Genomic DNA, 20,795 nt, shown 5'->3' with positions numbered 1-20,795 from the left:
AATTGTTGAATGTTCAACTATCTAGTATATTCATTATATACCAATTTGATAAAAGATAAAAATAGGTATGAATAAGAGGTATCCATAATTATCTTTAAATATATAAAAACAAAACTATTGTTTATTTTTATATACTCAGTAGTAATCCTTGATACAGGTTGATCGAGCTGCTGATTCAATTGGAGCATCACAAATTTTTGTTGGTAGATCGCTAATATTAAATATCTATTGGCTCGCTATCAGGTTTAGTGCAAATAACACCATTCCCTCAATTCTATCTTTAGACAACAAGGACGTTATCTATGATACACAAACTTCCCAGTTCAAACGGCCAAAAAAATAGCCATATCATCAATACTAAAAACTATGATCATGAGCTCTTAAACAGAGCGATGCATATAACTTCAACCAGTAATTTAATACCTGTCCATGGTCGACGGGTAGTGGCTTATGGACAACATATTGATGAGGTGATACTCACAGATGATATGTCTAGAGCATTTTTTTAACATGCGTCAAATTAACGATAAATGACGGGGTTTTATCAACCATAATTTTTTAATCACATAAATCATCCATCACAATTTTTACGATAAGGGTTAGTGTCATGCAAGAATTTAATTTAATTATCGACGGCGAAAAAGTGTCAACGAAAGACTATTTTGACGTTATCAATCCAGCTGATAAATCAGTTGTTGCACGCTGTCCAAAAGCCAGTGTTGAACAATTAAATACTGCGGTCGCCGCAGCTAAAGCGGCATTTCCTGCTTGGTCAGCACTCACCTATGCAGAACGCCGAGATAAATTGATGCAGCTTGCGGATGCCGTTGAAGCCAAGAGCGAGGCATTTATAACCCTGTTAACCAAAGAGCAAGGCAAGCCTATCAATGGTTTCGCTGATTTGGGGGCAGGCTTTGAATTTGGTGGTACGCTCGCATGGATACGCAGCACTGCCAGCATGGAGCTGACACCAGAAACCATTCAAGACAACGATGCCGCACACATAGCTATTCACCGTAAGGCACTCGGCGTGGTGGGTTCTATTACGCCGTGGAACTATCCATTGCTAATCGGTATTTGGCACATGATTCCTGCTTTGATTACGGGTAATACAGTCGTTATCAAACCTTCAGAGATGACACCGTTGACGACTTTGTTTCTTGGCGAAATTGCCAAAGATATTTTGCCAAAAGGTGTTTTGAACGTAGTGGCTGGTGCAGGTGAGATTGGCGGTGCAATGTCTTCACATAGAGATATTGATAAAATTATTTTTACCGGCTCAACCCCAACAGGTAAAGTCATCATGAAAAGCGCTGCCGAAAACCTAAAGCGTTTAACGCTTGAGCTTGGCGGTAACGATGCCGGTATTGTATTGGCTGATGCCGATATTGAGGCTATTGCAGGTAAGATTTTTGCCACATCGTTTATCAACAATGGCCAAACGTGTGCGGCATTAAAAAGACTTTATGTACACGAAGCAGTATACGAGCAGCTTTGTGAAGCCATGACCAACATAGCCAACAGCATGAAAACGGGTAATGGACTTGATGTGGATACAGACTTTGGGCCGCTACAAAATGAGAAGCAGCTAGATATTGTAAAAGCGCTTGCTCAAGATGCCAAAGAGCGCGGTGCTAACTTTTTATGTGGCGGGGAAGTGGTGGACGAAACAGGCTATTTCTATCCAATAACGTTAGTGAATAATATTCAAGATGGTGCGCGCTTGGTTGATGAAGAACAGTTTGGACCTATTCTACCGATTATTAAGTTTAGCGATGTAGAAGAAGCGATTACCAGTGCTAACCGTCTCGCAGTCGGGCTTGGCGGTTCAGTTTGGTCAACAGACATCGAAAAAGCACAGAGCATCGGCTCACGTTTAGAATGTGGCACCGTTTGGATCAATAATCATGCCATGGTACAACCTGATGCCCCGTTTGGTGGTGTAAAAGATTCAGGATTCGGTGTTGCATTTGGTGAAGCTGGACTAAAGGAGTTTACCTCTATACAGACCATGCAAACCTCTAAATCTTAACCTCTATTTTAGAGATTATATTTACGTATGTCTTATCCTAAAATAAGTTGAACATTGACAGGAAGTCAGATACATCCGAAATGGCATCTTTGCATCTTAGGTAGACATACCCTTGACCATATAGGTTATATATCATGACAGAAACTATTAATACAAGCCCCCGTATAGCGGCAGCCAAAAAGATTGGTTTGCTGACTATGGTATCCATATGTATCGGCTTGGTTGTAGCTCAAGGAGCTATGATATCTGCCTTACAAGGTATTGGCATCGGAGGCAGCGCTTTTATAGCTGCAATGGTTGCTGCTTTGGTGATCGCTCACTTTAATATCATGAGCTTCGCTGAGTTATCACTGATGTTTCCAGCAGAGGGAACACTGGCCACTTATACCCAAAAAGCAATCGGTCATTTCCCCGCTATTGTTTCGGTATATGCGGGCTATGTTCTGGTGGGGATATTAGGCGTAACGGTAGAGCTGTTTTTGGTAGAGGCTATGCTTGATGCGTTATTGCCAGGCATGTTACCTGCAAAGGTTGTACCGATACTAATCTTGTTATTTCTATGTGTGACTAATATCAGAGGGATTGATGTCTTTGCCAAAGTTCAAAACTTGATCGTTGTTATTATGGTGTCCGCGATATTGTTAATTGGGTTGGTAGCAAGTTTGCATCTTACGGCTCCAGCAGAAATTGTAGGTACGACTGTAGATTTTGGTATGGCTGGCGTGACAAATGGTAGTTTCATTGGTCTTATTGCCTTGGCAATGTGGTTATTTGTAGGTGCTGAATTTATATGTCCAATGATTAATGAGGTTAAAGATCCAAATAGTAACATTCCAAAGTCTATGCATATTTCAGTTACTATTATCTTTTTTATGTATCTGATTTTTGTTTATGGCGCTAGTCAGTTTTTAAGCGTTGAGACAATACTTGAATCAAATGTCCCTTATGTTGATTATGCCATGTCATTATTCGGAACCGCAGGTTTGTTAATTGCGACAGTCATGGCATTGGCTGCCACTTTCAGTAGTGCTAACACTATTTTAGCCGCTATACCACGTATGCTACATGGTATGGCTGAGCAAAAGCAGACGCTCCCAGTCTTTAAAACGGCTAACCGTTTTGGTGCGCCTTGGATTGCGATAGTAGTCATGACAGTCTTTATCTGTATTCCTTTTTTAGGGCTTTCTATTGACTCAGTCATTCCCATGGTTATCGCAGCCACCATCAGTTATCTACTTGCTTATATTATTGCGCATATCGATGTCATGGTCTTGCGCCGCCGCATACCCAATCATTCACGTCCATATCGCACACCGTTTTATCCTGTCCCACAAGTATTGGGTATTGTTGCCATGGTGTACGTCATTATTAATAGCTCGCCAGCACCAGAGATGACGGCAATGATTTTCCAAATCTTTGGAGGAATGTTATTAATTATTAGTATTATTGCGGCACTTTGGGTTAAGTTCTATATGAAAAAAGGTCTGTTTGAGGCTGATGCTATAGACATAGATTCGTAAAGCAATATTAACAATATCAACTAACCAGTAAGTTTAATAAGAAAGACTTAAGATTAAACATCAGTAATTATTATCTTACTAAAGTAAAAATCAAATAAGAAAGGTTACTAATATTATGCTAAGCATAGTGTTGGTAACCTTTTTCACTAATATTAGAACTGACTAGCCGATGGGGTTTACGCCCAATAATCGTATTTATATGAATTTGGCTATAGCACGATTGCTAATCATAAAAAAGAAAAGAAAGGAACAACGTTTTGCTAACTACTATTAAGCGCTTACTACGGAATGACATTAAGCACTTACTTACGGTGACTCAAAGTCGCAGGCCATGGCATCTACCTATTATCAGTGCTATTGCTATTAGTTTTCCAGTATTTATTGGCGCTTATTTCGATGCTTTATCTTCAGGCGTGAAGGCTTCACTAGGGGCAATGATTATACTTAATTTGCCACTAGTAGGGTCGCTTGCATACCGTCTTGTCACTATAATGGCATGGGGGTTTGCTATGTCGCTGTGTTTTGCGCTTGGCGCAATCGCTCAGCAAGTTCCTATACTCAAGCTACCAGTATTTACGATAATGGCCTTCGGTATTGTAGGGCTCGGTCGCTATTATCAGCAGCAGCCACCTGCAGGATTGTTTGTAATGATGGCGGGTGCTATCGCATTATTTATACCGATACCTTTAACTGAGCTGCTGTCGGCCAGTGGGTTAGTGATGCTTGGCAGTGGGTTTTCTATGATCATGGCATTGCTGTATTCGTTATTTTTATTGGCAACCAGGCAGACGCTGCAAGCTCCACATTATAGCTATAAGCCAGATATTATCAGCGAGAGTATTATAGTGACAGGGTTTGTCAGTCTAGCCTTATTAGTGGCTGTCTTACTAAATATGCCTTATCCTTATTGGGCCTCTGTCAGTTGCTTTATTATTATTCAAGGTATTCAATTGCGTACCATGTGGATCAAACAGTTACACCGACTACTAGGTACTGTGGTTGGTGTAGGTCTAGCGACTTGGCTGCTATCGTTTGATTTACTTATGTGGGAGGTTGCAATTATTATATTTGTAATGATGCTATGCATTGAGTCACTGATTGATCGACATTATGGACTAGCAGTAGTATTTATTACACCGCTAACAATATTTATTGCTGAATATGGCAGCGACTTGCCAGCTTCCGTCCAAAACTATCAATCGGTTATCCAAGCGCGTTTGATCGATACTGCTTTAGGCTGCGTGATAGGATTAAGTGGTGGTATAGCGATGCATTCAACTGTGCTACGTAAACCAATACAACGGCTAGAACAATGGCTAGTAGTTCGGTTTGGGTAATAAATCACATTTGGTGTGGATGCAACTCACTGTAGGGCACTAACTGGGATTCGCGCCATACACTAGGCGACACTCCTTTAATACGTTTAAAAGAACGAGAAAATTGAGAGGTGTCAGAAAACCCCCAACGAAAAGCCACCTCGGTTAACGACAGCGGCTTATTTGACCTATCGGACTCAACCAGTTCTTTACAGCATTGCTCAATCCGCGTATTTAAGATAAGGCGGGCAATACTGATATTATCTTCCGCAAAAAGCCGATAAAGTGAGCGCTTTGACATTTTCATCTCTTCTGCTAATCGTTCGGGGCATAAGTCTGTATCAGGAAGCAATCGTAAAATGTGTTGCCGAGCCATTCTTTTTAAGGAGAGAGTAGTATCAATACTATTATTATCGATGCTTGGTTGTATTAAAGCGCTAATGGCCTGCTGTATGGCTTGGCCTTCGCCATTATGCTGAGAGGGTGGTGCATACGCCAATTGTTTTAAGATGGTTAACAAGACTTTGGTACTGGTTTGATGTGGTGACAGTTTATAAAAGAGCGATTTGTGATTTATTCCAATATTGTTCCATTCACACCTTGGTATATGAACCACCAGCTGTTGTACTAAACCTTGAGGGTACATGCTATAGCTAGCAGCAGGATCAACCAGTATGATTTCATCAGGCTGCAACAAAATTTGTTCGTGCTGAACATGTGAAAAAACCATTGCCCCTTTTTGTTGCCAAACCACAAAGTAGTGTCTGTTTTCTTTAAGTGAACTGAATACGTGATCTATTTTTTGAGCATTGGTTTCTATGTAGGCAACTTCTAACCCGTCATAATTGCTTGACTTAATCTCACCAAAAAATGTGGTATAGCTATGTGGTTGAGTACAAAAATCACCGCGAATATACTGAAGGGACTGCTCCCAACGTTCTAAACTTAACATCTACCTCTCCTATGCACCGAAGAATTCAAAAGATATTTTCATATCATTAAAAATAGCATAATGAGAAGATAATTAGTTGAAAAGTAAAATAAATAATTGCTTTTATGGGTAAGTGTTATTTGATAAAAGTTTTTTGGTAAATACCCCGATATTAGCGGCTTGGCCTGAGTGCTTCTTTATTTTGATGGTTACAACTCATTGTATCTTTGCTAGCACTCTTAGTATCAACGTTTTATCTGTTTCGCTAATATCGGGCAGACAACAATTACTCTTTTGACGCTTCATTAATAATAAGGTCAGCACCGCGCTCGCCAATCATCATCGCAACCGCATTGGTATTGCCACTAGGCAATTGCGGGCAAATAGATAAATCAATGACCCGAAGGTTTTCCACACCATGCACCTTGAGCGCTAGGTCGGTTACCGCGTCATTAGGGTTTGTACCCATTTTGCATGTGCCACCCGGATGATAAACCGTTTTGATATTTTCTCGAACGAACGTTTTAAGCCCTTCATAGTCATCGATAGCGATATTATTAGGCTCAACCACTTTTTTAATAATATGCTTCAATGCTGGCTGTTGCATCGCCTTTAAAGCGGTTTGCACCGCCCGTATTTGATTTTTTAAATCGTCTGGGTGCGATAGTATTTGCGCATCAATTTCGACCAAATCGTTAGGGTTGGTTGACTTTAAGCGGACAAGGCCTCGTGATTTTGACCTTAAGTGGCCCACTTTGATAGACACGCCATGACCTTCAGCTTCTGGTTTCTCTCCAGGGGTATTATCAAAATTGTCTAGTAAAGGTAAAAAGTGAAACTGAATATCTGGACGCCCTACGTTTTCACTATCAATAAACGCGCCACCCTCTAAAATATTACTGGTCATTAACCCTGAGCGAGAAGACAGCCATTGAAGCATGTGTTTGATAGCAGATAAGCCTTTGTCTTGACCAAAAATACTAATGTCTTCTTTGGTTGTCGCGTTGATTGACATGTGTTGATGATCGTGGAAGTTTTCACCAACAGGAAGGTCTGCTTTAACCTCAATACCCATCTCATCAAGATGTGCTTTAGGGCCTATACCAGAAAGCAATAATATTTTAGGACTACCAAATGCACCCGATGAGATAATTACTTCTTTTCGGGCTTTGGCAGTTATTGTTTGACCACCTTTGACAGAGTACTCAACGCCAGACGCGACATTATCTTGTATTGTGACCTTGTGTACTAAGGCTTCTGTCAGTACGGTTAAGTTAGGGCTGTTTTTAACCGACTCTAAATAGGTTTTAGAGGTACTTGCGCGTTCGCCATTTTTGGTCGTTGTTTGATAAAAGCCAACACCTTCTTGTGAGGCGCCATTAAAATCATTGGTATAAGGCAAGCCCATTTGCTGGCATGCTCGAATACAAGCCTGTGTTAATGGGTGGCGATATCTGTTTTCACTAACGGGAACCGCGCCTGTTTCGCCGTGGTATTTATCACCCAAGCTTTCATTGGCTTCGGCGTTTTTGAAAAATGGTAGAACATCATCATAACCCCAACCATCGCATCCCCAGTGGTTTTTCCAATCGTCATAGTCTTCTTTTTGACCGCGAATATAAATCATGCCATTGACAGAACTACCACCGCCAAGCACTTTGCCTTGAGCAATCAGCATTTCACGGTTATTACATTCTTTTTGAGGTAGGGTGGTGTATGCCCAAGATTTTTTTTGAAAGACTTGAAGTACAGTGGCTGGAATTTTATGGAATAAGCTGCTGTCTTTGGGGCCGGCTTCTAGCAACAACACAGTACCTACATCGGCTTGAATCAATCGCGCGGCAATGGCACAACCTGCTGATCCTGCACCTGCAATAATATAATCAAACTCAGAAGCTGCCATATACTTATCCTTGTATTACCATGGGTGTCTCATGATTATACGCAGATACAATTCATGGTCGCTTGACAACTCGTGCCATAAATAGAGCATTTCTTGCCATATCATTAATCTTTATAAACTCTGTAAAATACTATTCAACAAGTGGTTGTAGCATTCAAACCCCAACATTAAGACGTTTACCTAGATAAAAATGGAATAGATAAATCCTTTCAAGCTATGAAATCTAAAGATTGAAAGGCTTTTTTGTATTTTGAGAGTGGGGAGTTACGCTTATATCTTGAATAAGTTTGGACGACCTAAAAGTATGAGCGGATTGGCGTAAGTATTGATTCCAGATATTCGGTATCTTGTATGAAAAGGGTTCGTAAGTGATGCAATGTTATGATGCGATGAGACATGAAAAGACCTCACAACTGGTAGGTTGTGAGGTCTTTCAATTGCTTCTGATAATATTTGATGGTGCGTCCACCACGCAACGATTAACTTAGTAAAAGCCTTTTAATATAAGGGTTTTATGGTTGTAAATATTATTTTTAACAACAAATTTAACAACTTGTATAGCACTATCAACTTGCCATCCGATTGATATTGACTTTTATATCATGAATGACCTGATTTGATAATTCTTTCTCGATGTTATGATCTTTAATAACAGTCAAAAAATTCTCAGCAACTGATGCTACCTGATCAATAGTAGCTTGTGCCTTGTTTTGCTTAATATCAGCAAGTTTAGCCAACTTTAATAAGTGTGAAAGGGTAGGATGCTGAGCTTCACCTGCTATGTCCATCTGGTGATAACCATTCATACCTGAGTTATAAGCGAGATCATAGACAGGCGATAACGACCACCTGCCAGCCTTGTCCATCATAAAAGAGAAGTTCTTGCTATGATCGTCTTTATTGTTAAAGATGACATTAAACACCGCATGTCTAAAAGCGGATTCTACAGCAAGTTGTGATTGGGTCAACATACGCACGCAACGTAGGTACTGCAAATAATCTAAAGAAGGAATCCGAAAGTCAATATCCAACAAGCCCGCCAGTGTATGTACATGAACTCTTTGACTACCGATACGATCAAACCGTTTAACCCCAAAAGCAGCATGTTTTTCACCGATATCAAAATAATGATGCGCAGGCATGTTTAGGCCTGCTTGCTTAGCCCTATCAGCATAAAGTGATTCTAATAGACAAATGCTTTTATGCTCAGATTGGGCGGGGAACTTAATCAGCCACGGCGCTGCGGATGGCTGTTCGCTTGTTAAGTCCGTAGTAATAAACTCGGTTGCTTCATCATATAGGACAAGTGCTTTTGGTCTTGCACCTTGTGGTGAGCCACCGATGACGATGAGCTCAGCCAATATGTCACTATCTTGTCCGGATAAAATCGATTGATTGGCAGCGGCCAGTTTGGCTAAAGTAAAATCATTAATATCGATATCAGCGCCTGATAAATCTTGTTGTGGCTCAAAACTAAGTGCTCCCATTGCTGAATTACCAATATAAGCGAGGCCATCTAAAACATTGATTGACGTAGCATGAGACATTGTTTTTCGAAAGAACCTATCCATGAGCAGCATTCCCCAACCATCAGGTAAGCTGTCGGATAATAATCCGCATAGATAATGGCTCGACGCATGAGTACCATAATAAGGTGCTGATCGTAAGGGCATCTCAATTGGTGATAAATTCAGTCCATCAGTCAGCCACGCCGCATCATAGCCAAAGGTAGGGCGTCGTCCATCCATCGTTAATTTACCGATAAGACGTTTGTCTCCGAATCCTTGGTAGTAAATATTGACAATTGATATCGGTTGATGCATTGAGGTGGCTACCTTATATCAGCTTTTATTTGAGGCGCGCAAGCGTGGATTTTGTTTAGCGATAACATCTTCTATATTGGTAGGCACTACATCAAATAATTCAGAAAAGTGATTTACCATGCCAAGAGCCATAGCGAGCCTGATTATATTGTCTAGTGTACCGCCCTGACCAGACTCAATACGAGCAACAGTACTGATGCCAGTACCAGCCTTATCTGCTAAAGCGGCTTGTGTTAAGTTTAATGCCAGTCGCTGCGTTTTTAAGCGTTCACCTAAAATCTGAGAAATTTCACTTGGCGTATAAAAATCAAATCTTATGTTCATAATACAATCATTCATATAAGAGTGTTAAACTAATATTTTAGCACTTAGTCATTCAAATATGAATTCTTGTTTTTATAAAGATAATAATTATAAAAAAATACTTGCAATAAATACCTGTTCTATACATAATCCTTTCACTATAAAAATGGTGGACTTATGTATACAAGTATTTCGAGAACCAATATAGCTGGCCACACTTTAAGCCTTTTAACGGTCAGTATTATCAGCATTTGTATGGGTGTCAATGCCAATGCGATTACGCCTGAGCAGTATCAAGAGCAGCGTAGTGAAGCCTTAAAACAGCAACAATTGGTTAAGCCCAATGTCAATATAAATACTGATACGTATCAACAAGCACCTTCCACTTCTATAGTGCCCGCCAGCTCTCAGAATACTGATGCTGCTTCAGCTCCTTGTTTCGATATTGACCATATCTACCTAATAGGTGAGCTGAGCGAAAAATTTACTTTCGCACTCATGCCTTATACCAAAGGTAAATCATCCCTACTGGGCAGCTGTCTATCAGTCAATGATATCAACCAGCTGGTCACCAATGTACAGAACCGGATTATCGAAAAAGGTTACGTCACCACTCGGGTATTGGTGCAGAACCAAAACCTCAAATCTGGTCACTTAACGCTTACTCTCATTCCCGGTCGTATTGATCAAATTACCGCTGTCGATGTTCAAGCCAGTCGTCCTGTTTATATTGATAATAGCGGCAACCCTGCCAACTTTGCACCTGCTATGCCGATGCAGTCTGGTGATTTGCTTAATGTCCGGGATATCGAGCAGTCACTAGAAAACTTTAAGCGCGTACCAACCGCTGACGCAGATTTCTCCATTGCACCTAGCAGTCGAATGACCGAGCCTGGTTATAGTGATATCCAAGTTAAATGGCAGCAAGACAAGCGCTGGCGCCTGTCTGCTTCTATTGATGATTCAGGGCAGGAAAGTACAGGTGTCTATCAAGGTAATGTCACGCTATCACTAGACAATCCAACCTGGCAAAACGATTTGTTCTACCTATCTTATAACCACAATTTAGATGGTGGCGGTGATGGCGAAGATAATGGTAGTTGGGGCTATAACATCGGCTATGTGTTGCCCATCAATAATACCCAACTAACACTGACCCACAGTGGCTATAACTATGATCAAACCATTGCGGGCGCCAACCAAGACTACGTTTATAGCGGCGACTCTTATAACACCGAAGCGCTCGTCAGCCATTTGGTCCATCGTGACAGCCACAGCAAAACGTATTTAAAAGCAGGTGGTTACACCAAACAACAAAGCAACTTTATTGATGATACGGAAGTGGAAGTACAGCGTCGCCGTACGGCAGGCTATAAAGCAGGCATTGGCTACGAGACCATTATTGGTAAAACCCAATGGGTAGGTGATGTCATGTATCAGCGCGGTACAGGTGCCTTTGATGCGATTGATCCGCCTGAAGCCCTGTTTAATGAAGGTAGTGCGCGTGCGGGTATCGTAAAAGTAGGAGTTGATGTGAATCATCCTATGCAAATTGCCAATCAAGCGTTGAATTACCATGCTTCTTTTACTGGGCAGTATGCGACTGAGGCATTGGTACCGAATGAACGTTTGAGTATTGGTGGACGTTATAGTGTACGTGGCTTCGATGGTGAGCGCAGTTTAAGCGGCGATCACGGTGCGATTCTAAAGCAAGAGCTGAGTGCCTATCTTGGTGATAAGCCTCACGCCGTTTATGCTGGTGTCGATGCAGGCTATGTGAAGCTTGATAATGATGCTCAAGATGATCTGCTGTTAGGCAATCATTTGGTTGGCGGGGTTGTGGGCGTCAAAGGCTACGTCACGCCAATTAGAACCAGTTATGACTTGTTTGCTGGCTATCCGCTAGCCCAGCCAGACGGTTTCAGTGACAAAGAGTGGGTCACTGGTTTTAGTTTAGGGTGGCAGTACTAACCCTCAATAACTAGCACTATCATTTATGCCGTATCCAAGATTGGTCATAAACCCGCTTTAATAAATTCTATCGAATAATCTATTCAATAAATACTCCCTCAAAGGACATCACAATGAACGCTCAATGCTACCGAGTTATTTTTAACAAAGCCCGCGGAATGCTCATGGTGGTGTCAGAGGCAGCACGCTCTCAAGGTAAAACCAGCAACCCTAGAGAGGGTGGCAGTTCAATCAGTCAAATTGCTGCTGGGTCACAAACAACGACTCACACTAACGGTTATTACCAAGGTGGTCAGCTGAATAGTTTACGCTCGCATCTACTGCTAGCGCTTGGTATGGCGACTATCATTAGCACGAGTGTTAGCAACAGTGCTTATGCTGATAATACCAAAATAGTCGCTGATCGTAATGCCGCCGCTGCTCAGCAAGCGGCCATCTTGAAAGCATCAAATGGCAAGACCCAAGTCAACATTCAGACGCCAAGTGCTGCTGGCGTCTCGCGTAATGTCTTTAGTCAATTCGATGTCGGTTCTGATGGTGCCATTCTTAACAATAGCCGTACCAATGCTCAGACTCAGATTGCTGGTTGGGTAGAAGGCAATCCTTATCTAGCACGCGGTGAAGCGCGCGTTATCTTAAATGAAGTCAATTCAAGCGATCCGAGCCGTCTGGGTGGCTATACTGAGATTGCGGGTGGTAAGGCTGAGTTGATTATCGCCAACCCTGCAGGTATCAGCTGTGCTGGCTGCGGTTTTATCAACGCATCCCGTACCACGTTGACGACCGGTCAAGCACTCATGGATCAAGGCAAGCTCACTGGCTTTGATGTGACAGGTGGTAAGGTTCGTATCGATGGTGATGGCTTAGATACTAGCAGTAGCGATTACACTCAAATCATTGCTAAAACCACTGATATTAATGCCGGTGTTTATGCCAAAAACCTAGATATCATCACCGGTAGCAATAAAGTCAGCTATGAGGCGGATGCCAAAGATACTGTCATTACTTCTAACGGTGCAACCAATAGCCGCAATCAAGCGACGGGTGTGGCGCTTGATGTTTCGGCATTGGGTGCGATGTATGCAGGGAAGATCCGTCTGATTGGTACAGAAAAGGGCATGGGGGTTACCAACGCGGGTAGTATTATCGCAAGCTCTGGCGGTCTACAATTAGACAGTAATGGCAATTTGATTAACTCAGGCAGCCTCGTTGCCAATCAAAACAAAGTAGATATCAACACTAAAGGTTCCAGCATTGATAACTCAGGGACTATTGCAAGCTCGCGCGGCAGTGTCGACCTTAAGAGTAGTGCTCTAATAAACAGCGGCGTTATGATGCGTTAACCTCGCAGCAAACTGGCAATATAGATAACTTAGGTGAGATAGCCGCTGGTAGCTTTGACATACAGTCTGCAGCACTCAAAAATAGCGGTAAACTGCTACAAACGGGCACTGGTAACTTGTCTATTACAGCCAAGAAACTTATCAATCAGCAAAGTGCTGTCATCGGTCAAGCGCTATACGCGGATAACACCAGCTCGCCTACTAACCCAACGACTACGCCACCAAGCACCGCTATTAACGGCAGCAGTATTGAATCAAGTACAGATGGTAGTTCGCAATCAACGGTGACACCTGAACCATTACCTATCATCACTCAAAACGGCCGTATTAATACGGGCAATCTGACCAACACAGGCAGCATTTATACAAATGGTGATATCAATGTGTCGGCAGATAGCGTGGCCAACCAAGATAAATCCAGCTTAGCGGTCAGCACCCTTGATATCACTGATAATGGTAATGTCTCTAATACCGACAGCCGCCTGCAACTTGAGTCGATAGATTGGCAATTAACTGACTTTGATAATACTGAAGGTCAGGTTATCACCAATACTGGCATTAATATCAGCACAAATAGTGATATTGATAATACCAAAGGGACGCTTGCCAGTAATGGTGATATCACGCTGAATGCAAATGGTGATATCAATAATAACTCAGGTTTTATTCAAAGTAGTGCCAAGTTACATACCGACAGTCATCATATTAACAACAGCAGTGGTAAGTTGATATCGCAAGAAGAGTTAACGATCAACAGTCGTGGTGATCTAACGAACACTAAAGGTGCGATCAATAGTGCTAAAGATGCCGTCATTACCAGTACATCTCTGGATAATGATAGCGGCCAAATTACCGCGCAAGGCAGTCTGACGACGAGCTCGGATAGCGTTAACAACAGTGGCCAGCTCTATGGTAAAACTGACACACAAGTAACCGCGACAGACACCATCAACAACAGTGGCACTATTGCTAGTGGCGGTAATGTTGATATGACGACTGATAGTCTCAGACAGACAGACAGTGGTAGCTTGGTCGCAGGGATGAGTGCTGATGGGACATTGCTAAACAACAGTGCAAATCTTAATGTTCTAGCGAGCAGCGATATCATTAGCCAAGGCAATCATATTGCTACAGGCGATATGAGCTTAAGCGGTGATGACATTAATCTGTCAGACAGCAATACTCAAGGTAGCAGTATTAATACAACTGCCCGTACTGGTATCAATACCACAAATGCTTCGATAACAGCGACAGACACGCTTACTTTAAGCAGTACAAATGGCACTTTAGATAATACATCAGGCATCCTAAGTGGTCGTGTGCTAGAGATTGACGCCCAGCGCTTAAACAACACCGATGGCAAGCTGACACAAACGGGCAAACAAGACCTAACGCTTGCACTGGTAGATGGCATCGACAACACACGTGGTGAGATTGGGAGTAATTCAGACAACCTAACACTGAATACCACGACCCTCGATAACAGTAGCGGAAAAATTATTCACGCTGGTACAAGTAGCAATGATGACAGTCGTTTAAGCATTAATGCAGACAGTGTGAATAATAATGCTGGTGAAATATTAAGTTTAAGTGAGCAAGCTTGGCAAATCGCCAAAGATATCGATAACACATCAGGGGTGGTACAAGCCAATCGCTTCACTATCAGCGCACAAAATCTCGATAACACAGATGGGCGTATTGTCGCGGTTAATACCCAAACTGCCGCAAAAAATACAGCATCTAGTAATAATCAGTTACAGATACAAGATAGCTTCACCAATGCAGGTACAGGCATTGTTGCGAGCGATAAGGGTAGTCTTGCGGTCACTGCTAGTGATATAGACAACAAAGGACAAATTTCAAGCATCAATGATTTGAGTCTTAAAACTCGCACTTTGACCAACAGTGGCAGCCTATACAGCCAAGCTGATGTAGATATCGCCAACCAAGGCGCGATGAGTAACACAGGCAGTATTGCTGCCCAGGGCAATACCACCGTGAATACAGGCAGTCTGGTGCAAAGTGCTGATGGACAGCTGATAGCAGGATTAACGCCAACAGGAGTGCTTAGTAATACGACGTCAAATTTAACCGTTAACAGCATAGAAAAACAAAGCAATGCGGGTACTAATATTGCCACTGGTAACATTGAGTTAGAAGGTGGTGAGCTTGATTTGACGGATAGTCGTAATCAAAGTAACAACCTATCACTGACAGCGAGCACGGGTGATATTCGCTTAGATAAAGCCAATACCAATGTGACAGGGTTGGCAAGCTTAAATACCAATGGCAAGCTGAGTAATGATGGCGGCGTATTACAAGCAGGTCAGTTTGATTGGCAAGTTAATGAGCTATCAAATGTGGCAGGTACGATCAATCAAACAGGTAAACAAGCTTTTAACTTAGTAACAAATGGCACTATCAATAACCAAAAAGGCGTTATCGGTGGCAATGCTATTTCACTAAATATCGATAGCAAAAGTACGCTTGATAACACGGAAGGTACGATTGTTCATGGTGGAGACGGTTCGGCAAATGTGACAGCCAATCAGCTTAGTAACATACAGGGTACTATTGTCAGCACTCAAGCGTTAACCACTAAGGTATCTGGTGATTTAGATAATTCTGAGGGTGCGATACAAGGCGATACTCTCAATTTGAATGCTAAAACACTGACGAATAATAATGGTCAATTGGTTAGCCAAAGCGGTGACCTAAATTTGAGTAGCGAATCAGTCAGTAATCAAGGAGACAAAGCCTATATCCAAAGTGGCAATAACCTGACGATTAATAGTGACCAGTTAACGAACAGTGACAGTGCCACGATCATGGCAAAAGGGTTTGCAGAGATCAATACCACCAATGCACTAGACAATAACAGCAACGCCATTATTGCTAGTGATGAAAACATGATGCTGCAAGCTGGTACGCTTGCTAATTCAGCTCAAATCGCCGCCTTGGCCCAAGATTTAACCATTAATGCAACTAGCGTAGACAATCAGATAGGCGGCCAGATTAGTGCTGCTGGTGATACGGCAATTGTTTCTAGTCAAGATATCAAAAACCAAGGGATTATCGCGGCTAGTAACCAGTTAGATATCCAAGCTGGTAGTACGATAAACAATAAAGAAGGTGTGCTATCGGGTGGTGCTATCACGCTGAACAGCAATGCTGATATAAATAACGAAAACGGTTTAATTGCACAAACGAATGCTGACCAAGCCCTCAGTATCAATGCTAAGGGCAATCTGAATAATAAAAACACCAATACCGTGAATAACCCGCAAACAGGTATTTTAGCCAATGGTACGGCAGATATTGATGTTGATGGTATTAATAACCAATCGGGCATCATCTCAGCCAAACAGCTCACGATTGATACCGCATCAGATGAGACTGTCAATAACGTAAAAGGGTTATTGCAGGCAGCAGAAGCGTTAACGCTAACAGCGAATAATAGCGATGCCTTAGACAATCAGGGTGGTCAAATAATAGCAGACACTATCAACTTGACGGTAGGTGATGCTAATAGTGGCCGTATTGATAATAACGTCGCAGGCAGCTTGATTCAGGCTGGTACTAACATTGACATGACTACGGGTGTATTAAACAACCAAAACACCAAACAGGATAGTGAGGATAAGTCGCAAGGTATTATCGCCAATGACGCAATAAGTATTAATGCGAGCACGATAAATAACCAAAGCGGTCAGCTATTGGCTAATAATAAATTGATGCTCACCGCGGGCAATCAGATTAATAACCAAGCGGGCAGTATCCAAAGTAATGACATCTCGATTGTCGATACGGACGCTACGAATCGTCAGCTTGCAGTCAATAATGATAGTGGTCGTATCGCCGCCAGTAACGATATCATGATCCGCTCAAAAGACTTTACGAATACCAATGGTGAGGTGCTTGCCAATGGACGTGCGGATATCAATATCGTTAATGATATCCGTTATGATAATACCAACACCATAAATGCCAATGAAGTCGTACTCACCACTCAAGGCAGTTTTACTAATAGTAGTCAGCTATCGGGACAAAACGCATTAACTATCAATGCCCAAAGTATTAGCAACCAAAAAGGTGCTGAGCTGACTAGCAATGGTACAACTGAGCTAAATGCTGCTACTAACATTGATAATCGTGGTTTGATCAATGGTGAGAAGACGTATCTGGATGCTGGTAATACAGTCAATAACTATAGCAATGGTCGTATCTACGGTGACCACGTTGCTATAGAGGCAACCACGCTTAATAACACGCCAGATGTATTTACTAAAACTCAGGTAGATGAATGTGTTGCTGGGCCAGGGTGCGCCGTTGAGTACGAGACGATACTGCCTGTTAGTGGGTCTAATCTAAGCCAGGAATGGATTGATGCTAACACGACTTATAACAAGAAATACTATGAAGTAGCCTCTGATCCTGCGCCAGTTATTGCCGCTCGTCAGCGCCTAGATATCGGTGTGGAAACGTTTAATAATAACCCAAATGCAGCACGAGCTGATATCTTTAATGAGGATTTTAACAGTCAAGCCAAGATCATCAGTAATGGTGAGCTGCATATTGGCGGTAGTCTGGATGCCAATCATCAAGCGGTAGGTAGTACTACTACAGTGACCAATAAAGGCGCTTCTATTGAGTCAGTCGGTGATATGAGTATTGATACTAATACGCTTAATAATGTAAATGCAGATTGGTTGGTAAACACGGTAGAAGTTGAACGCAATGATGGTGTGGTTCTATATGCAAAAAACTCTTCTGGTACAAAGTATAGAAGAGATGAGGTGTATTGGGATAGCAAAGGTGAAGATTTATACGTACGAGGTGCCAACGAAAAGATAGGAGAAGACTATAACGAGTTTAGATTTAATGAAGTAACCTATACTGATGAGGTGGTAACATCAGATCCATCACGAATCGTATCTGGAAAAGATCTCACTATTAAAGGAGATAATCTACTAAGTGAAAAAAGTCAAATCAACGCTGGTAGCGGCTTTGAGTTGTTAGGCGATAAACTTGAAAATGATATCGAAGACAATGTGGGCTATACCAAGAACCATGTTGAGAATGGAAGGTTATATTGGCGCTGGATTAAATCATGTGGAACTTTTGGAAACAAGCATTGTAAACGTGATAAGTATGTAGCGCCTTATATATCAGAGCCTGAAACAGTAGAAACTTATCAGCTTTCAATCTTAGACCAAAATATAGACAAGACAGTCATTGCCTATAAAGATGATAGCGTATCAGATGTTCAAGCTTTAGATGGTATCAAATCAGCCATTCAAACGCTGACGAGTGATGTGCAAACAGTGACTGGTGCAAACAGTGAGGCATCAGTTGATGAGTCAAGTTTGGCCGATGCGACAAGCTTACTTTCAGATTTCGTGACGGCAGAAGACAGTAGCTTAACAGACGCTCAAAAGCAGCAGCTACAGGCGCTGATCGATGCTCAAAAAAATGGCAATACTATTGATAATGTTGCCGCGCAAGACTTAATTGCTAGTATTAATGACACCATAGCACAGAGCGCATCTGAAGAGATACGCAGCAGTGCTGGTGCACCAACTTTGCCAAACAGTAGCTTATATGGTACTAATCCTGATAGCAATGCTGATTACCTAGTTGAGACCGATCCTGCATTTGCGAACTATAAAGACTGGCTGTCATCGGACTACATGCTAGAGCGACTACAGCTTGATCCTAACATTACTCAAAAGCGTCTCGGTGATGGCTATTATGAGCAGCAGTATATTCGTGATCAAATCATGACATTAACGGGTCGCTACTATCTGGGTGACTATCGCAGCTTAGATGAGCAGTACAAAGGTCTGATGGATGCGGGTATTACCACTGCTCAAACTTTAAACTTGCGCCCCGGTATTGCGCTCACCGATGATCAAGTTGCTCAGCTCACGACTGATATGGTATGGCTTGTACAGCAGCAGATCACTCTCGCTGATGGTAGCAGTCAACAAGTACTGGTACCCAAAGTCTATACCCGCCAAGCGATTGGACAAATTGATGGTACAGGCAGTCTAATCGCTGCTGATAGCATTGATATGCAGTTATCGGGCGACCTGACTAACCAAGGTAGTATAGTCGGTCATCAGAGCGTTAATATTAATGCTACTAACCTAACCAATGCTAATGGTGGTTTGATCAAAGGCGACTATGTCCAGATTGGCACGGTTAACGACTTAAACAATCTAAGCGGCACTCTGCAAGCGAATAAGGCTATGCAGCTTGACGTTGGTGGTGACTTAAATAACGAGAGCCTGACCTATACTACCAGTTCTGCCAAAGATGCGAGTAGTAGTACCCGTACAGATGTCAGACAAATTGCCAGCATCTATGTTGGCGATGGCCTCAAAGGACAAGTAGATGAAGAAGGCAATGCGTTAACGACTTTCATCGGCAACGTGGGTGGTGACACCACCTTTGCTGCTGGACGCTTTGACAACCAAGGTGGTAGTAGCCGCCTCGATACCAAAGGCAACATTGCGCTTGATGCCGTGAATACCAGCTACCAAACCAACAGCATTGGTGACGCCAACAACTACTTTAAGCAAGGCGAATCTATCGATGTCGGTAGCCAAATTAATGGTAGTGGTAATCTGGTTATCACCTCCGGTAGTAACATTACTGGTACTGCCTCACAGATTAGCAGTAACGAAGGTACCGTCGGTCTACAAGCAGACAATGATATTACTCTCAAAGAAGGTCGTTATACCCAAAACTTAAGCACGGCCACCAAAACGATCAGCAAAGACTTTTTAAGTAAAGAGACCACTCAAGACCGCTATGACATGCAAAGCGACAATGCCATCAGTAGCAACATCGAGGGTAATACTGTTGTCATGCAAGCAGGAAAAGACATCAGCTTGACAGGTACCAATGCTATTAGTGATACAGGTACTGGTTTGACCGCTGATGGTGATGTCAATATCTTAGCCGCTGAGAACACCTCAAGCGAAAGCTCATTTAGTCAAACCAAAAAATCAGGACTGTTCGGCACAAGCGGCGGCATGGGCTTCACTATCGGCAAGCAGCAAACTGATGATAGCAATGCTCAAACGGCACTGACGCATACTGGCAGCAACATAGGTGCGATTGATGGTAACGTCATTATCAACGCTGCTGGTACTTACCAACAGACAGGCAGTAGTATTGTCGCGGGTATGGGTGCAGATAGTAGTGAAAATATCAATGACGCCCTTGATAACAGCAGTCGTGGCAACACCGTTATCCGCGCCCAAGACATCAATATCGATAACGTCATGGATGTCTATACCAATCAAAGCGAGCAGAAGTTTAAGCAAAGTGGTCTGACCGTGTCCGTCTCAAACAGCCTCATTGACAGCGCCAAGAGTATCGACAACCTCATTGATGCTGGTGGTAACACAGACAGCGCTCGCATGAAAGGCATGGCAGGCGTCGCTGCTGCTCTTAAGACAAAAGCCTTAGCCAAGCAAGGATCAGATGTATTAAGTATGCTACAAGAAGGTGGCAAGCTACAAGATATAGGCAGCACTCGTATACAGGCCACCATTGGCTCATCAAAAAGTGAGTCAAATAGCAGCAGCTACACCGAGGTCAACCAAGGCTCCAGCATCACCACCAACAATCTTGCCTTGATCG

At 42.5% G+C, this 20,795-nt stretch carries 10 protein-coding genes; 6 read left to right on the top strand and 4 right to left on the bottom strand.

The annotated features are described in order from the left end of the window. The first annotated feature begins 607 nt into the window (after window positions 1-607). The 3 genes from ACZW67_RS12015 (at window position 608) to ACZW67_RS12005 (ending at window position 4,889) form a co-directional block, all read left to right on the top strand. A complete protein-coding gene (locus tag ACZW67_RS12015) occupies window positions 608-2,032 on the top strand; it encodes an aldehyde dehydrogenase family protein (protein ID WP_465183440.1) in 1,425 nt (474 codons plus the stop codon). Window positions 2,033-2,166: 134 nt separating this feature from the next. Continuing rightward, entirely contained in the window at window positions 2,167-3,552 is a 1,386-nt protein-coding gene (locus tag ACZW67_RS12010; RefSeq protein WP_465183439.1) for an APC family permease, read from the top strand. Between the two features lie 257 nt (window positions 3,553-3,809). Further along, on the top strand, window positions 3,810-4,889 hold the full coding sequence (locus ACZW67_RS12005; RefSeq protein ID WP_465183438.1) for an FUSC family protein: 1,080 nt from the start codon (window positions 3,810-3,812) through the stop codon (window positions 4,887-4,889). Window positions 4,890-4,893: 4 nt separating this feature from the next. Here the strand turns inward: ACZW67_RS12005 and feaR are convergent, their stop codons facing one another. The 4 genes from feaR to ACZW67_RS11985 all read right to left on the bottom strand — a co-directional run bounded on the left by feaR (window position 4,894) and on the right by ACZW67_RS11985 (window position 9,849). Continuing rightward, complete coding sequence (feaR, locus tag ACZW67_RS12000; protein ID WP_465183437.1) at window positions 4,894-5,820, bottom strand: transcriptional regulator FeaR; 927 nt, start codon at window positions 5,818-5,820, stop codon at window positions 4,894-4,896. 265 nt (window positions 5,821-6,085) lie between these two features. Further along, entirely contained in the window at window positions 6,086-7,702 is a 1,617-nt protein-coding gene (locus ACZW67_RS11995) for a GMC family oxidoreductase (RefSeq protein ID WP_465183436.1), read from the bottom strand. A gap of 566 nt (window positions 7,703-8,268) precedes the next feature. Further along, a complete protein-coding gene (locus tag ACZW67_RS11990) occupies window positions 8,269-9,525 on the bottom strand; it encodes a type II toxin-antitoxin system HipA family toxin (RefSeq protein ID WP_465183435.1) in 1,257 nt (418 codons plus the stop codon). Between the two features lie 18 nt (window positions 9,526-9,543). Further along, window positions 9,544-9,849 (bottom strand): helix-turn-helix domain-containing protein, encoded by a 306-nt coding sequence (locus ACZW67_RS11985; protein WP_160022929.1) that lies wholly within the window; start codon window positions 9,847-9,849, stop codon window positions 9,544-9,546. Between the two features lie 156 nt (window positions 9,850-10,005). On the opposite strand from ACZW67_RS11985, the gene ACZW67_RS11980 reads away from it, so the two are divergent. The 3 genes from ACZW67_RS11980 to ACZW67_RS11970 all read left to right on the top strand — a co-directional run. Continuing rightward, window positions 10,006-11,799 carry a ShlB/FhaC/HecB family hemolysin secretion/activation protein gene (locus tag ACZW67_RS11980; RefSeq protein WP_465183434.1) on the top strand — a complete coding sequence of 598 codons (1,794 nt, stop codon included), beginning with the start codon at window positions 10,006-10,008 and terminating at the stop codon, window positions 11,797-11,799. 113 nt (window positions 11,800-11,912) lie between these two features. Then, on the top strand, window positions 11,913-13,142 hold the full coding sequence (locus ACZW67_RS11975) for a two-partner secretion domain-containing protein (RefSeq protein ID WP_465183433.1): 1,230 nt from the start codon (window positions 11,913-11,915) through the stop codon (window positions 13,140-13,142). Between the two features lie 116 nt (window positions 13,143-13,258). After that, a partial coding sequence (locus tag ACZW67_RS11970) for a beta strand repeat-containing protein (protein WP_465183432.1) occupies window positions 13,259-20,795 on the top strand: 7,537 nt, incomplete at its 3' end.

The organism is Psychrobacter sp. TPE 89C, from assembly GCF_055522395.1.
Note: the sequence above shows the minus strand (reverse complement) of the source record. Positions and strands in the feature narration are given on the sequence as shown.

Excerpts from the sequence above, each read along its gene's own strand:
- ACZW67_RS12015 (WP_465183440.1), top strand. The coding sequence starts at position 608 with ATGCAAGAATTTAATTTAATTATCGACGGCGAAAAAGTGTCAACGAAA.
- ACZW67_RS12010 (WP_465183439.1), top strand. The coding sequence starts at position 2,167 with ATGACAGAAACTATTAATACAAGCCCCCGTATAGCGGCAGCCAAAAAG.
- feaR (WP_465183437.1), bottom strand. The coding sequence starts at position 5,820 with ATGTTAAGTTTAGAACGTTGGGAGCAGTCCCTTCAGTATATTCGCGGT.
- ACZW67_RS11995 (WP_465183436.1), bottom strand. The coding sequence starts at position 7,702 with ATGGCAGCTTCTGAGTTTGATTATATTATTGCAGGTGCAGGATCAGCA.
- ACZW67_RS11990 (WP_465183435.1), bottom strand. The coding sequence starts at position 9,525 with ATGCATCAACCGATATCAATTGTCAATATTTACTACCAAGGATTCGGA.
- ACZW67_RS11985 (WP_160022929.1), bottom strand. The coding sequence starts at position 9,849 with ATGAACATAAGATTTGATTTTTATACGCCAAGTGAAATTTCTCAGATT.
- ACZW67_RS11980 (WP_465183434.1), top strand. The coding sequence starts at position 10,006 with ATGTATACAAGTATTTCGAGAACCAATATAGCTGGCCACACTTTAAGC.
- ACZW67_RS11975 (WP_465183433.1), top strand. The coding sequence starts at position 11,913 with ATGAACGCTCAATGCTACCGAGTTATTTTTAACAAAGCCCGCGGAATG.